Annotated in this window: 15 protein-coding genes; 9 read left to right on the forward strand and 6 right to left on the reverse strand. The window is 60.6% G+C overall.

Annotated features, from left to right (window positions below; all coding sequences use genetic code 11):
- Nucleotides 1-338: 338 nt before the first annotated feature.
- From HNR23_RS20320 to HNR23_RS20330, 3 genes are all read left to right on the forward strand, one after another.
- A complete protein-coding gene (locus HNR23_RS20320; RefSeq protein ID WP_184077782.1) occupies nucleotides 339-668 on the forward strand; it encodes a hypothetical protein in 330 nt (109 codons plus the stop codon).
- Between the two features lie 55 nt (nucleotides 669-723).
- Entirely contained in the window at nucleotides 724-3,309 is a 2,586-nt protein-coding gene (locus tag HNR23_RS20325) for a TPR repeat region-containing protein (protein ID WP_184077784.1), read from the forward strand.
- Nucleotides 3,310-3,831: 522 nt separating this feature from the next.
- Entirely contained in the window at nucleotides 3,832-5,199 is a 1,368-nt protein-coding gene (locus tag HNR23_RS20330) for an outer membrane protein assembly factor BamB family protein (RefSeq protein WP_184077786.1), read from the forward strand.
- A gap of 506 nt (nucleotides 5,200-5,705) precedes the next feature.
- On the opposite strand, the gene HNR23_RS20335 is transcribed toward HNR23_RS20330, so the two are convergent.
- Both HNR23_RS20335 and HNR23_RS20340 read right to left on the reverse strand, forming a co-directional pair.
- A complete protein-coding gene (locus tag HNR23_RS20335; RefSeq protein ID WP_184077788.1) occupies nucleotides 5,706-5,927 on the reverse strand; it encodes a hypothetical protein in 222 nt (73 codons plus the stop codon).
- Nucleotides 5,928-5,948: 21 nt separating this feature from the next.
- Nucleotides 5,949-6,230, reverse strand: a complete 282-nt coding sequence (locus HNR23_RS20340; protein ID WP_184077790.1) for a pyridoxamine 5'-phosphate oxidase family protein — start codon at nucleotides 6,228-6,230, stop codon at nucleotides 5,949-5,951.
- A 706-nt stretch (nucleotides 6,231-6,936) separates the two neighbouring features.
- Between HNR23_RS20340 and HNR23_RS20345 the strand changes: the two genes are divergently transcribed.
- Entirely contained in the window at nucleotides 6,937-7,452 is a 516-nt protein-coding gene (locus HNR23_RS20345) for a hypothetical protein (RefSeq protein WP_184077792.1), read from the forward strand.
- Between the two features lie 102 nt (nucleotides 7,453-7,554).
- On the opposite strand, the gene HNR23_RS20350 is transcribed toward HNR23_RS20345, so the two are convergent.
- The 4 genes from HNR23_RS20350 to HNR23_RS20370 form a co-directional block, all read right to left on the reverse strand.
- Nucleotides 7,555-8,241 (reverse strand): DUF4241 domain-containing protein, encoded by a 687-nt coding sequence (locus HNR23_RS20350; RefSeq protein WP_184077794.1) that lies wholly within the window; start codon nucleotides 8,239-8,241, stop codon nucleotides 7,555-7,557.
- 184 nt (nucleotides 8,242-8,425) lie between these two features.
- Complete coding sequence (locus tag HNR23_RS20355; RefSeq protein ID WP_343070635.1) at nucleotides 8,426-9,253, reverse strand: sulfite exporter TauE/SafE family protein; 828 nt, start codon at nucleotides 9,251-9,253, stop codon at nucleotides 8,426-8,428.
- 349 nt (nucleotides 9,254-9,602) lie between these two features.
- Nucleotides 9,603-9,800, reverse strand: a complete 198-nt coding sequence (locus HNR23_RS20365) for a DUF397 domain-containing protein (protein WP_184077798.1) — start codon at nucleotides 9,798-9,800, stop codon at nucleotides 9,603-9,605.
- A gap of 9 nt (nucleotides 9,801-9,809) precedes the next feature.
- Complete coding sequence (locus HNR23_RS20370; RefSeq protein WP_184077800.1) at nucleotides 9,810-10,652, reverse strand: helix-turn-helix domain-containing protein; 843 nt, start codon at nucleotides 10,650-10,652, stop codon at nucleotides 9,810-9,812.
- A 209-nt stretch (nucleotides 10,653-10,861) separates the two neighbouring features.
- On the opposite strand from HNR23_RS20370, the gene HNR23_RS20375 reads away from it, so the two are divergent.
- The 5 genes from HNR23_RS20375 (at nucleotide 10,862) to HNR23_RS27290 (ending at nucleotide 14,068) form a co-directional block, all read left to right on the forward strand.
- A complete protein-coding gene (locus HNR23_RS20375; RefSeq protein WP_184077802.1) occupies nucleotides 10,862-11,353 on the forward strand; it encodes a hypothetical protein in 492 nt (163 codons plus the stop codon).
- Nucleotides 11,350-11,589 carry a hypothetical protein gene (locus HNR23_RS20380; RefSeq protein WP_184077804.1) on the forward strand — a complete coding sequence of 80 codons (240 nt, stop codon included), beginning with the start codon at nucleotides 11,350-11,352 and terminating at the stop codon, nucleotides 11,587-11,589. Before HNR23_RS20375 ends, HNR23_RS20380 begins: the two co-directional genes overlap by 4 nt.
- A gap of 324 nt (nucleotides 11,590-11,913) precedes the next feature.
- Nucleotides 11,914-13,044, forward strand: coding sequence for an ATP-binding protein (locus HNR23_RS20385; RefSeq protein ID WP_281382014.1), 1,131 nt, complete (start codon nucleotides 11,914-11,916; stop codon nucleotides 13,042-13,044).
- Nucleotides 13,041-13,529: a ParA family protein gene (locus HNR23_RS27285; protein ID WP_281381852.1), complete on the forward strand. Its 489-nt coding sequence runs from the start codon at nucleotides 13,041-13,043 to the stop codon at nucleotides 13,527-13,529. Before HNR23_RS20385 ends, HNR23_RS27285 begins: the two co-directional genes overlap by 4 nt.
- Nucleotides 13,424-14,068 carry a ParA family protein gene (locus HNR23_RS27290; RefSeq protein WP_343070636.1) on the forward strand — a complete coding sequence of 215 codons (645 nt, stop codon included), beginning with the start codon at nucleotides 13,424-13,426 and terminating at the stop codon, nucleotides 14,066-14,068. Before HNR23_RS27285 ends, HNR23_RS27290 begins: the two co-directional genes overlap by 106 nt.
- Nucleotides 14,069-14,243 lie beyond the last annotated feature (175 nt).

The following is a 14,243-nucleotide window of genomic DNA, read 5'->3' on the forward strand; positions in this document are numbered from 1 at the left end:
GTACAGGGGAGAAGAGGGGCACCGGCCCCTTCACGCGACCCTCAACCCTCAGCAGGCCCCTCGCGGCACACACCGCCGCATACCCGCCGGATCACGCACAGAGCGACACTAATGGCCCCCTGTGACACCGGTCAACGAGGCCGACCCCACGCCGAGCCCGGCTCATGCACGAGCTCCGACGATCTTGTGGTAGGTGTACTTACCGCCCAAATAACACTTCCGTCACCCTTCGTAACCACGCCGCGAAGAGTAAGGGGTCCCATCCCGGCAAACAACAACTCCGCGTAATCACTTTGAGACACACGTCACGATGCTAGGACGGACGAAGGAGAGGGACCATGACAGACGAATCCGGCGGCAACCCCAATGAAGGTTTTGCCATGGGGAACACAACAGTAGAAATCTCAGAAAGCTTCAAGGGCATCGCAAAAAAATTTGGAGATGTATGCGCTGACGCCAAGACAGCCTCCGGGTCAGACCCCGGAGTAAAAGGATTCTCATCCTTTAGCGACGAAGCCCTGGACACGATCAGAAAAGTACAACACCATGGAACCCAAATGGGAGGCAATATGATCGTGTCCGCCGACTCCATTGCTAAGAATGACCAGGAACATATGACCGAGTTCGAGAAGCATGCTTACGGGCTTAATAGACGCGTTAACCATTAGATTTACCAGCACAATAAGCAACTCGCACCACTCCATACAATAGAAGATGAATGCCATGAGCGGATTCGACAAGTCCGAATACGATGACAACACCATAAACCTTGGAGGCCTGAACACCGCTGCAGCAGACTTCGTCTCCATCATTGGCGATATGACCGGGCACTCAGGCGATGTCAAACAGACACTCACGTCAGGTGCGAACAACTTTACGGACATGATCTCCGAGAGCATCAAGTCCGAGGCGGCCTACGACGCCGATCTATGGGCCAAGGCAAGTATGTTCTGTGTCGTTGGGTCTGGAATCACGGAGCTTTGGATTCAGAACATCAAGGACTTCCGTGACAAACTCGACGAACTTCAACAGGAGTGGGACGACTACCCCCCGCCTCCGAAAGATGATAAGTCGAGCTCCAGCGAGGGCAAGAACTCGGATGCACTTGACGCCTATAAGACTGCGAAGCTGGAAAAACTCCAGGAGCTCAAAGACAGAGCAGAGGCAGCCCGCAGCAAGTTCGAGGACGAGGCAAGCGAGCGCAATAGCGACCTCAAAAAGGGAGCGGATGATTTCCCTGTAAAGAAACTTGTAGACGCTGGGGTCCTGGGCTGGGCCGCCTACAATATCCTCGGTCCGGGGCAGCCGGTCCCGATCACAACAAATGGAGAGATCGGAAAACTTCATGCTAGAAGGGCAGCCAAAGCACTAAAAGATGGTAAGAACGTTCCTCCTGAAATCCTTGCGGCCCTTGCTTACCTGAATCAGGTGGGCTTGGATAACCTGGGCACGGAAGAACGTCTGAACAAGGACCAGAGGGACTACCTTCAGAACTTCTTCGATTCACTTGAAGGTCAGTTCGAAGTCCAAGGCCTGTATGCAGGGTTCGAACCTCTTGGGATTCTTGCAGTTCCAGACATTTTGTCAGGGAATGCAGGTGTCCCCGTCCCAGATCGCGAGGAAGCCCTAGCGATTCTCGGGGGTGGACTCCTTACGCTCTCAAACGAAGACCTTGGAGGGGGTCTCGAACTGCTCCCCGAGAGTGTGCAGCGTGTAGTCAATGGCCCAGAATCATACCCGTTCGACTATCACAACAGCGATTATAGACAACATTCGGAATGGGGTGCAGATCTCCGTAAACTGGGTCTCCTCCTTGGCCCAGTCGAGAAGGATATCCAGGGGGGCAAGGAATTTTCTGCCGGGCTAACGACGTCAATCGGAAACGAGCTGGATAAGCACGGCCACCTAACTTACCCCGGCCACAACCTCGATTATTCCAATGACAAGGTACTGCAGCCCATCCTTGATGTTTCTACAAGGAACGAGAAGGCCAATTACGAAATTCTGACTGGTCAATACGAACACTCCCACTATCCATCAGATCCGACGAATATCCTTCGCGGTCTCTACAGGTACCAGTGGGACGATGACGGTCAAGCTGTGCGCGGCCTAACTGACTGGATATCTGACGCTTCAGCGAGCAACGATGCTGAGGAAAGAACCCGCGCCGGCGAAGCAACCGCAGCTCTCATCAAGACACTGACCCAGAAAGATGACGTATTCTCAGCGTTCGCGAACACTGGCGTCGATCTCTCGTCTGACGGCGGTTCAAGAAGCGCCACTTTCACGGAAATGAATCCAGAGATCGCCGATAGCCTGACTGACATCTTCAAATCCTATACTCAGGACTTCGGCAAGAGCATCGATGGCAATAAGACATTTAAATATGGGGAGGAGGGGCTCGAAATAGATTCCCGGGCCCGGGCCCGTTTTCTCCAGTATCTCGTCGCCGACGAAGCTTCAGCTATTCGCACCATATCACTCGTGGAAAAGAATCAATTCGATTCATTTGATTATTATCTTGAAAGGGGAGACAGCAAAGACGGCGACGACACGGTTGCCGGTGACAGCGGCCGCTTGAAGGGGCTCTTGGAGGCCGCTATTTCAAATGAAATGCTCAACCGCTATAACAATAGCGAAGAGGCCGCTGAAGCGTCAGTCGAGCTGAAGAGGAAGGCCTGGGACTTTATCCTCGATCAGGCATCTGGAGAAGCTATCAGCAAGGTACCCGGTGGGAAGGCAGGAGGCAAGATCGCAGAGTTCACAGTAAAGGAATTCGTTACGGATGAGGTGAAAAAGGAGGTCACCAAGATTCTTGATAAACAGAAAGAGGAAATGCTCAATGCTGATCTAGAGAAATTCAAGGCCGATAACCCTGAAAACCTGGAAAAGGTACTGAAGAAGAATTACGATGAGAACCAAATGGTAATCGGTAAGTACGCGGTTGACAGAATGGTGGACCGAGGTGTCATAACCGATAAATACGTCCAAAGCCTTGGGGTAAACGACGCACTCCGGGAGGTTCAGATGGCAATTCCTAACGCGAATGACGAATTCGACCGTGGCGCCAATAGAGTTGAACCAGGGGGAAGTCGCGCCTATGCGATTGAAGGTGACATCGCATCCCAGAACAAAGACTACTACAACCATTCACTGATGACTGAGTCCAAGAACTTCTCAGACCAGAATTGGAACGGATACATGCAGTACGCGGCCGAATATAGTAGTACTTCTCCGGAGGCCTACAAGAACTTCGAAGCTGGCACAGGGCCGACTGGCTGGCCAATTGATCTCCAACCGCAGAAGTAAGGATGGGTTGTGACTAGAGTGGGGACCCGATCCAGCGCAACGAGCTGGTTTGCAACCGCCATCTTTTGTTCGTCAGCGACGATTCTTGCAGCCTCCACTTTTTTCCTAAAGAGAAGGGGTAGCATCGCTCATACGAATGAATCGTACTTCTACGCAGCGGCATTCTTCGCTATTGCGCTGTCTCTGTTTCTCTTGATAAGGCCTCTTCTTCTCTCGCAGGTTGAGAAACCGTCACAGACTCGCTTCTGGCTAGACCAAGCAGCGGCCCGGATTTCGGCGGCTTTAGGATCTGTTCTTGCTCTAACGGCTCTGTACGTTGCTTATCCGAGCGCGACAATCGCTGCTCAGCTATTGAATCCAGCCAGCTCTGGAATACCTTTCGAAGTAATTTCCTGGATGTCGTGGGCTGGAGTTGCTTTATCTGGATGCATTCTAATCCTCATTCCCCCGCCGTCTTTGTACAGGCCGGTCCGCGTTACGCTAACCGCTGCCTCTGCAGGTGTGATGGTTACCCTGACCATCGTGGCCAGTGGAACACTGATCCCGCTCTACCAGGGCGTAGAGCATACGGCGGCTTCACCCCCTAAGAATGAACTTGGTTATCCGTCAAGTATCAACAGCGTCGGCTGGCGCTGGGAATCACCAGCCGGAAGCCACATCCTCCGAGTCTGGCCCACTTCAGGAGGAGTCACTGCCCTGGTGGGAGAGAACAAAGCAGTTGACGGCGTGATAGGGCTGGACTCTGAAACAGGTCGAGAAGTTTGGCGATATCGCATCCCCGGACGTCAAATAATTGCAAATATCTCGGGAAACGGCTCCAACATTTTCATTGAACATGAATATAGGAACCTTTTGGATAAAGGCGTAAAAAATATGGAGCTAGACTCTGCGACGGGAGAAATTCTCAAAGAATTTAGCTCATCGACCGAGGAACTGAACCAGGAGAACGACTCCGAAGATGTTCTCTTTACCTCCTACGGTCAGCTATTTGCTGGTGATGGTGAGCGGGTTCTGATTAGGTCTGAGTCTGTTCCGAGATCCGATGATGGCTACGATTGGGAATACAGATCCGAGAGCGGGTGCGAAGTAGACGCAACTGACAGGGATGAATTTATGAAAAGCATCCGTGTCATATCCGATGTCGTTTTGGTACCTCTCAATTGCTCCGTCCCAAAACGCTCAGACGCTACTGAGTACGATAACCCCAGCAAGGGACACCTTGTCGCGCTGGACGCAAGAGACGGACAGGTGAAGTGGGACTACACGTGGGACTCTGTTAAAGACCAAGCACGAGGACTCGCCAGTATTTCCATAGGCTCAGACGGATCCACGGTCCGTGTATATGACTACCTCCAGTATGCACGTGATCAGTTCTCAGATAACCCTGTCCATTCCATTCTTGACCTTGAGACCGGAGAGCCGATTAATGAGCACATCGGACCATTTTCCGGCCCGCAGGTGGTAGATTTTGATGCTTCAGTGATTGTCCTCCGAGACCAAGCCGCTTCCGCGTATTCACTAATTAGAGCCAAGAACCACGAGCTTTTGGGAAAGACGCAATCCAATTCCGAACCCCAAGATCAGACAAAGCCTACTCTTTTGAGTGAATCCCTTGTTGTTCCTTCAGTTGACCCCCAAAGCGAAGAGCACACTGCACCCCGCGCCGGTGTCGATTCTGTAACAGTTTACTCAAAAGCCAATCCTGATGAGCCGCCGACGAGCATCGAGCTTGAACCGGGATCTGTTCTGCTTCCCCAGGGTGAGGAAAGGATTATGATAAAGGCTCCTGGTGCGCTTATAGTTGGATCCAATTCCCCTTCGACGGAGAATTCAGATGGCGCACTGTACTCCAACTACCCAACAGCCCTGATCGGCCTCGTGAACCGATGAGTGGCCAGTTGATTATCTAGCTAAATCATACGTTGGGCAGGTACTGGACCTCCATAGCAAGCGCTTCTCTAGAATTGTCCAGCCGTTCGCGACGTTCCTCGGCGGGGGTTCCATGCCGGTTGCGACATGGGCAACCTTGTCGCAACCGGCTTCGGAGCGGAATACAAGGCAATCGTGGAACCATCCTCGTTTTATCGAGAATCAATAGAACGACGCTGATGTTCCATTTCTCACATGGTGACCAGTGCGCTACTGCGGGGAATCGCCCGTAGGATAAATCGGTGCTTGGGAGGTCTGCGCGGAAGATTGGAGTGTTTTCACTCCGCTCCGCTGCGCTCTCGGTGCGTTGCTCGCCGACTCTCCAGGGAGCGTTCCGAGGAATCCGGACCGCAAAATCGGTTTCTCGGTCCTCGGTTCGCTCATCTCCTTCGCCCCGACTCGAAGATGAACTCGCAGGTCAGCGACCTCGTCGCTGATCAGCCCGAAGTCGTGGCCCAGGTCGGGATTCAGTTGCCCTCGTCGTACACATCGGTGCGTTCCCAGGCGATCTTGCTGGGGCTGACACGCGCCGTGACGAAGACGCCGGATCCGAGCGCCGACTCGTTGAAGATCTTCATCCTGTGAGGGCGGAACCGATAGAAGCGGTAGGCGCTCAGCGCCGACTCGCTGAAGTCGGGGAACCGCTCCACATACGCCGTCGCCGCCTCACCGGCGGGGGTGGGCGCCAACTCGTGGGCAGCTCCGAAGAGTTAGAGGCCGCAGTCGGACTGGCCCCATGCCTGGTGGGAGTCGTAGACCGCTACAGCCACGGTGCTGCGCATGCGCACATTGCCCGAGTGCCGTGCACGCGGGTCTGACAGCCAGACCAGGTCGAACTCGGGCGTCCAAGCGAAGTAGGCGGTGTTGATGTGGGCGCGGTCCTGCGGAGAGACCGTGGAGATCGCACACAGCCGCGAAGCATCGAGTAGCTCCCTGGCCAGTTCCGCGAGCCGTTGGCTTGCGATCGGCCGGTCCACACGCCGAATCACCAAGGCCACCACCTTCATCCCCCAACCCCGAACCTCCAACGTAGCTGGGAACTACGTCAACGCCGGAGACCTCACCTCTGTTTTCCTGGGGTATCGCTCCGCAGACGCGATCGGCTGCGAGTGCGACGGCGACAATCCGTCCTGCGGATTCGCCACTGCCGTTCCCCTGAGTCGGGGCAATTCGGCGCGCAGCGGCTCGGCCCTTGTGGCTTCGGGGATCTGGCTGACGTCATCTGGTAGAGGGCGGCGGCCGTGATGAGTGCGCCTCCGGCCTGGATCTGGATCGTGCGGTAGCGGCGGACTGTCATGACGAATTCCCTTATGGACCAGCCGTTGGACTCCCCGATCCAGCAGAAAACGGCCAGGGCGGCGCCGCCCGCCCAGCGATCCCAGGAGAAGTCCGCGGCGGCATCATCGGGTTCGTCATTCCGATCAGCCTGGCCTAGGCTGAGGCGGACGTATGGTCCACGGAGACCGAAGGCCGTTCCGTCCCCCGGTAGGTGCACCCGTCGGAGCGTCTCTGTGTCCCATAGGATCCGGCCATGGAGCGAAAAGGATCCGTGCTTCGAAGATCACTGGTCGCTCTGGCGGTAGCGATCGGGGTCGTCGCGGCCTTCTATTTCCTGTTTTTTATCGCGGGATACGTGACGGGCCTCAGCGTTGAGGCACAGACTTCGTCCTCGCTCTACTCCCCGGCAAGGAACTCCTGATGCCTACGGAGCCCGCAGGTGCGGACGCCCCCATCGCGTGGGGCCTGACGGCCAATGTCGCTCCGCAGCACCACGTCGGCGATGGCGGACGCGTCCGCTCCGGAACGCGCTATTTCACGGTGGGCACCAAGGTCTGGATCTGCCCACCGCAATGGGGTGACGGCGGTGAACAGGTGATCGTGCTCGGGCGCCGACGGGGCACGCACGGGCGCAAGTGGTCGCGCGTCGTGATGTACATCGACCGCTTCACCGCCTTCCGCGCGGCGCCGATCTACTCCCCCTCCGTGTACCGGAGACTCACGCGCCCGTGGACCCACCCGCTGTATCGGGATGGGTCATGCGGGCACAACGACCGGGCGGCGTGGGAGAGCCCGATTCGCTACACCTGGACGCGAGAGATCGCGGAGTCCTGGGCACAGAGCCTGAACCAACGCATTCCGCGGTGGTGGGAGGGGGAACCCGAGCCTCGGTCGGCAACGGTCCGGCGTATGGGGTGGGCGGGTGTCCGTCCATGATCCGAGCGCCGAGCCCTCTCGCTGATGATGAGCATGGTGAACGGCGGGACGAATCGGACGGACGTGCCGCCTTTCGCCATGATCATCGCGGTGATATCACGGTCATTCGACGTCGATGCGTTGAGCGCCGTGGAGCACGAGGAAGTCCACGACCACGGCGGCCACCTTCCCATCCCCGCCCCGACCGAACCACACGGGGTAGGCGCCGTCACCCCACCCGGACGCGAACGCGATAAGGCCCGGGGATCCGTCCGGAGCCTCAAGGGTGACCGTGTCCGTCCCGTGGACCAGGATTTCGGGTCCGTCACCGCACAACAGAACCTCCCAGCCGGCTGTGCCGTCGTCCTGGTCATCGAGGATCCCGGCGAAGTGCTCCAACAGCTCGGCGTCCAAGAGGCAGCCCATACCGCCGTCCACGCCGAATCCGAAGAAGCCGAACCCGCCGTCGTCCTCTTCCTCCGCCTCGTCCCTGGCAGGCTCGGCGCTCCGGAGGTCGCGGAGGTCCTGCCCGGGTACGAGCGCCATTTCCCAGTCGGTCACCGCGGCGTTCTGGACGGCGAGTACTGCGGCGCAGACCCGGACGTGGTCTGGGTTGCCGTTCACGTGGGCGACGGTCAACCGCAGCGGGTACCGACCGGGAGGCACGGTCTGCACGTAGGGCGTGAAGCCCTCCGCGAACATGAGGTCCGTCGGGTCGGCTGCGATGAGGCGCCCGGTGGGTAGGTGCAGGTCGCCCTGGTCGTGGACGGCCGTCGTGAGTGTCGTGTCGGCATCGAGACGGAACCGCATGCCGCCGGAGAAGAAGGCCTCCGGATGCCGAGGTGCGGGGGAAGGAGGGCAGGGTGCTGCCACCGCTCCAGACGGGGCCGCAGGGAGATCGTCGGAGAGGGCGTCCTCGTGCGTCATAGGTCGAGAGACTAGTTCGGCCCTGTGACACGGAGCGCGCCGGAACCGGTGTCGGCCGACCGGAACCCTATCTGCCTCCGTGGGAAGAAAGCTTGACCGCCGAGAACACCAGGATCGCTGCCAGAACCGGGATGAGGACCAGGTCGGGGATGACGCCGAGCAGGACGCCTCCCAGCACGGCGCCCGCCACCGAACCGCCGGCCATGACGACGACGAAACGCAGGTTCGCGCGGAGGACCGCGAAGCTGCCGTCGCGGCTGTAGCGGGCGAAGGCCACCAGCATGGTCGGCAGCGACACCAACAGCGACAGGCTGCCCGCGGTCTTGATGTCCACCGCGAACAACAGCACGATCGTGGGAATCAGCAGCTCGCCTCCGGCCACGCCCATGATCGCCGCGACCACACCGATCCCGAACCCGGTCGCGACCCCGATGAGGATCTGGACGCCGACCGGCAGCACGAGCGTTCCCAGCGCGGTGGTGTGCGTCGCCACCAGGGCGGCGGCCATGAGCACCATCAGCACCGCCAGCACCTTGTAGAGAGTGGCACTGCGCATCCGCACCGCCCAGGCCGCTCCGGCCCAAGCACCCAGGAGGCTTCCGGCCAGCAGGTTGGCGGCCACGGGCCAGTGCGCGGCCAACTCCGGGGCGGAAACGGCCGCCATCCGGGCGGGCAGCGCGGCCAGGACAACGGCCAGGCTCATCGCCTTGTTGAGGATGACCGCGGAGAGCGCAGCGAAACCGAACAGGCCGATCAGCAGCGGTAGGCGGAACTCCGCCCCGCCCAGGCCGATCATCCCGCCCAGCACTCCCACCGCGGCACCGGCCGTGAAGGCCAGCGGTAGCGACTTCGCGCGCTGAAAGGACTGCTCGGCATCGACAGCCACGTGGACCACGCCCCAACGGTCACGAGCCATGCCCGCCCCGGGGCGGCCCACCTGGAGGGAACTGTAGTAGCCCTGCCATCAGGTGCAGCCGACCAGGGCCGGTGTCGCGACGCGGGAAGCGCGCCGGGGCTTCGCCGACCTGCCGCCGACGATGCGCTGGGCCGTCTGAGAGACGTCGACGACGCTCTCGTCGTCAGCCCTGGTCGGCCTCGGACGGCCCAGCCGTTCGCTTACGGCTCGGCTATGCGGAAGACGCCTCGACGGCGGTGTTCTGGCCGACCACGATCTTCCAGCCGTCGTCCTGCTTGGCGATGACATAGAGCGTCACGCCGTGGGTTCTCTCCACGGGTGCGCTCCGTCAGAGTTCGCGGCCCTTCACCCCGGCGAGGAACGCCTGCCATTCGACGGCGTCGAAGGCCAGTGCCCCCTTCTCAGGGTCTTTCGAGTCACGCACCGCAGCTCCGCCGGGGAGATCGGCCACCTCCACGCAGTCGCTGCGGTCGGTGTAGCTGGACGTGCGGAAGACGAGGTCGCTGGAGTCAGGGGTCGGGTTCAAGGCCGCTCTCTAGGTGATCGTGCTGCGTAGGTACTCGATGCTGTCGTCGGCATCGAGCGCCGAGTCCACGAGATGATCGAACAACCGCCGGTATCGGCGTACCTCCTCGGCCTCTTCGACGAAGAGGCCTTCCGTATGCATCTCCAGGTAGACGACCGAGTTCGCGGACGCATAGTCCAAGAGCACGAACTGGCCTCTCATGCCAGCGTGTAGTCCCGCTGCGAACGGTACGACGCCGACAGTGACGTTGTTGTCCGCCTCCGCTACGTCGATGAGGTGCCGCACCTGTTCTTGCAGCACCCGCGGACTCGGCTTGAGGCGCTCGATCGCGCACGCGTCGATGACGGCTCGCAGTTCGGGGCCGTCGGGGTGGGACAGGATCTCCTGTCGCTTCCGCCGGGCTGCGACGACGCGTTCGACATCAACCGGATCCCGCAGCAGGTTCGCGGAACGGGTGAACAGCTCCACGTATTTCGGGGTCTGCAGTAGTCCGGGGATCATGATCAACTGGTACGTCGAGATGCTGGCGGCCTCGGCCTCCAGCGCCGGGAACTCATCGGGGAAGACGTCGTCGTACTTGGTCCACCAGCCCTTCTTCCCCGCTTGCCTGGTGATGCTGAGTAGGGACTCGCGCTGCCACTGGTCGTTGACGCGGTAGGTGTCCAGCAGCGCCTTGACCTCGACCACCGATGGACGCTTCCGCACCCCGGTCTCGATGTTCGAGACCTTGCCGACCGACCACTCCAGAGCACGAGCAGCATCGTCAAGGGTCATTCCCGCCGCGTGGCGCAGTCGTCGGAGCTCTTCGGAGAGTCGGCGCCGACGCACGCTGGGGCGCTGCTGTTCGATCATCGTCTCCCTTGCTTCTCCTGGTCTTCAGGATGTTACGGCGCTTCGCGGCAATCGGGCATCCGACTACAGACAGATCGAAATCCTCACAATCTGAAAAGCAAGATATTGTGAAGTACTTGAAACTCTGAAATCCTCAGGCTTCTATGGATGGTGAACTCATTTCCGTGCCGGACCCCGCTCATCCGGCCTGACCCCTGGAGGGGTTCGCCATGCGCTTGTTGTCCCTGCTCTTCCTCCCGCTCGTCCTGCTGCTGCGGGTGTTCACGCCGTCGCCCCCACGGCCTCGGGCTCGGTCGGTGGCGGCTGCCCGGCTTGCTGCGCTCACCGCAGTGCCCTGCGCCTCCTGGTCGGCGCCGCGGTCGGTCCCGGCGCGCGTGCTGCTGCCCGGCGGGGCGTCTCGGACGCGGCCCTACGCTCCGACGCCCCGCATCCCCGACTACATCGGCTTCTGCGAAGTCGCGCTGCGCCATGAGGCCCGCTGGGAGGTCACCTACGACGGCGGCGAGCTGCCCTACCGCGGTCGGCACCGCGTCCACGACGACCTCATGATCGCCTGCGCCGACCTGGTCCTTCTCGACCACGCACTCACGCGGTCCGACCCGCCCGCCTGCCCACGTCCGTACGCCGACCTCGCCCGTGACGGTGCGGGGCTGCCCCACCTCCGTGCCGCGAACACGGACTCCCCGGAGGCGACGGCATGACGCCGCGGTGGGGCCATTCCCCCGAGCACGCCGACGCCCATGCCACAGCCGCCCGCTTCCAGGCCGAGCACTCGGGCACCGTCGTCTGGTTCGGCGAAACCAGCGGCCACTTCTACGTCCTGGATCGCCTCGGCCTCCACGACTACGCCACGCTCGCCGAACTCACAGCCCACCTGCGGTGGCGCCACCGCCGTTCCCGTTCGAGATCCGCGACCGCACTTCCTCAGGCCGCCTGACCGCCCACGAACCCTGCCGGCCGAACCCCGTGCCCCCGCCGTTCGCCCGGTTTTCTCGGCCGCCGCTCATCAGAGGGGGATGAGCACGCGGCCCTCCGTCCCCGGAGGACGAGGAAGCCGACCAGCGGCACTCGGCCCTCCGGGGACGGTCAATCCCCATCACCAGGCAGGTCCACCCGCGTAAGCTCACCTCGTGGAAAGGTTCGCGCCGAGGGTGCGTATCCCATCCCGTTGAAGCCTCACAGGCGATTGATCGCAACACTGGAACGGATGTCCATGGAACGCGAGTTGGCCGAAGAACTAGGGACACAGGAGAGCTGAGCCCTGGAGTTCGAACGCAAGGCCAAGGACCGCGAAGCCATCCGTAAGGCGATCTGCGCGCTGGCCAACGACCTCGCCGGTGCAGGCGGTGGCGACCTTGTCATCGGAGTCAGGGATGACGGTACCGTCGACCCGGATCTCGACACATCGGACGCGGCTCTTCTTGACCTCGCCCAAATCCGTGATGAGGGCACGATCCTGGACCGTCCGTCCATGACTGTGCAGAAGGATCTGTTCCGCGGTCAGCCCGTGATCAGGATCCACGTCGAGGCTTCACATACACCTCCCGTCCGTCTGAACGGGGTCGCGTGGGTACGCCCGGGTCCTCTCACGAAGCGCGCTTCAGCGGAGGACGAACGGATGCTCGTTGAGCGGAGGAGGAGTCGATGGCTACCCTTCGACAACCATCCGGTTCCGGGGAGCTGCACGCACGACCTCGACATGCGCCTGTTTCGCGGCACCTACCTCCCCTCCGCTGTCGATACCCAGGTCATTGAGGAGAACGGACGCCCCGAGGAGCAGCAGCTCGCTTCCCTGAATCTCCTCTCCCCGTCCGGGGAGGCGACGGTGCTTGGTCTGATCCTCCTCGGGATGGACCCGACGCGTTTCTTCGCCGGCGCGTACACACAGTTCGTCCGATATGAGGGTGATTCTGTCGACAGCGCTGTGATCGACGAGCAGGAGCTTCGCCTGAACGTAGTGGACACCGCCCAGCGGCTGGAAGTGCTCCTCAAGGGCCATACCCACACTCATCTCGCGAATGTGAGCGGATTCCGAGAACGCTCTCAGCCTGACTATCCGATCGCTGCCCTGCGCGAGGCGTGCATGAACGCCCTCATGCACCGGAACTATGAGTCATCGAACGCCCCCACCCGAATCCAGTGGTTTGCGGACCGGGTGGAGGTCGCCAACCCTGGCGGCCCCTATGGCCAAGTGAAGGCGAACAACTTCGACCGGATCAACGACTACCGAAACCCTTCTCTGGCTGGCGCGATGAAGAACCTGGGGTATGTCAACCGGTTCGGACGCGGTATCGGCCGCATGCGGGCCGAGCTTGAGCGCAACGGAAATCCTCCACCGAAATTCGACGTTAACGATAATTCGTGGGTGGTCGTGATGAGGAAGACGAAATGACGTCCATCGCACTGTTCAACAACAAAGGAGGTGTAGGAAAGACGACCCTTGTTTATCACCTCGCCCACATGTACCAACGACAGGGCGCGAGGGTGCTTGCCGTCGACTTGGACCCGCAGTCCAACCTCACGTCGATGTTCCTGGGCGAGGACGACTTAGCACAGCTGTGGCACGAGGAGGAACCAACATTCCAATACCAGCAAGGACTAATCCCCGCCATACGGGCAGAGAATGATGGAACCGTTGCCCAGGCCGTCAAGCCGATCATCGAAGGGACCGGCGATGTGGAGCTCATACGCCCGGTCGAAATCACGGAGAGACTTTGGCTGCTGCCCGGCGACCTCGAACTGAGCAGATTCGAGGATGATCTGTCCCAGTCGTGGGGTCTGACCTTCAAGGGAGACCCAAGGCGCTGCGGGCTACAACCGCCTTTTATCGAATCATCCAGTCGGCCCGACGTGACGTCACCCCTGACATTGTCCTGATAGATATCGGCCCCAACCTCGGTGCGATCAACCGGGCGGCGCTGCTGTCCTCGGACACCATTCTCATGCCCCTCGCTGCGGACCTGTTCTCGCTACGCGGCCTCCGCAACCTCGGCCCGGCGCTCCGTGAGTGGCAGAGGGACTGGCAGGAGGTGGTGGCGCCCCGTATCCCGGAACAGATCGAGGCCCATGCGGGTGACGTACGACCTTTGGGATACGTCACCATGCAGCCGATCGTCCGAGTCGACCGCCCACTCGTTTCCTACCAGCGCTGGCTGGAGCGCATCCCTCTGGTATACGACCGGTGCGTTCTCGGCAACGACCCGCCCTCAGCCGCTGCGGATAACGAGATCGCGACCATACGTAATTACCGCAGCCTAATGCCACTGGCACACGACGCTCGCAAGCCCATGTTCGATCTGCGTCCTGCGGATGGCGCGATGGGCAGCACATTGAGCTACGTCCAAACCTGCCGCAGCGAATTCGAAGAACTGACTCGAAAAATCGACGCGCGGTTGGCCGCCGTGGCCACAGAGTAAGACACCCTGGTGGGCATCGGGTGGTCGCCGTTAGATGGTCGATGCGAGTTCGCTGAAACGGCTCCAGGCACGGCCGATTCCCGATCCTGCCCTTCCGTTGATCTCGGCGGAGCGCACCGAATCCAGCCGATCATCCGGGGCACTCCGCCGAGATCAACGCAGGACCCGGTGACGG

Source organism: Nocardiopsis mwathae, from assembly GCF_014201195.1.
Lineage (GTDB): Bacteria > Actinomycetota > Actinomycetes > Streptosporangiales > Streptosporangiaceae > Nocardiopsis_C > Nocardiopsis_C mwathae.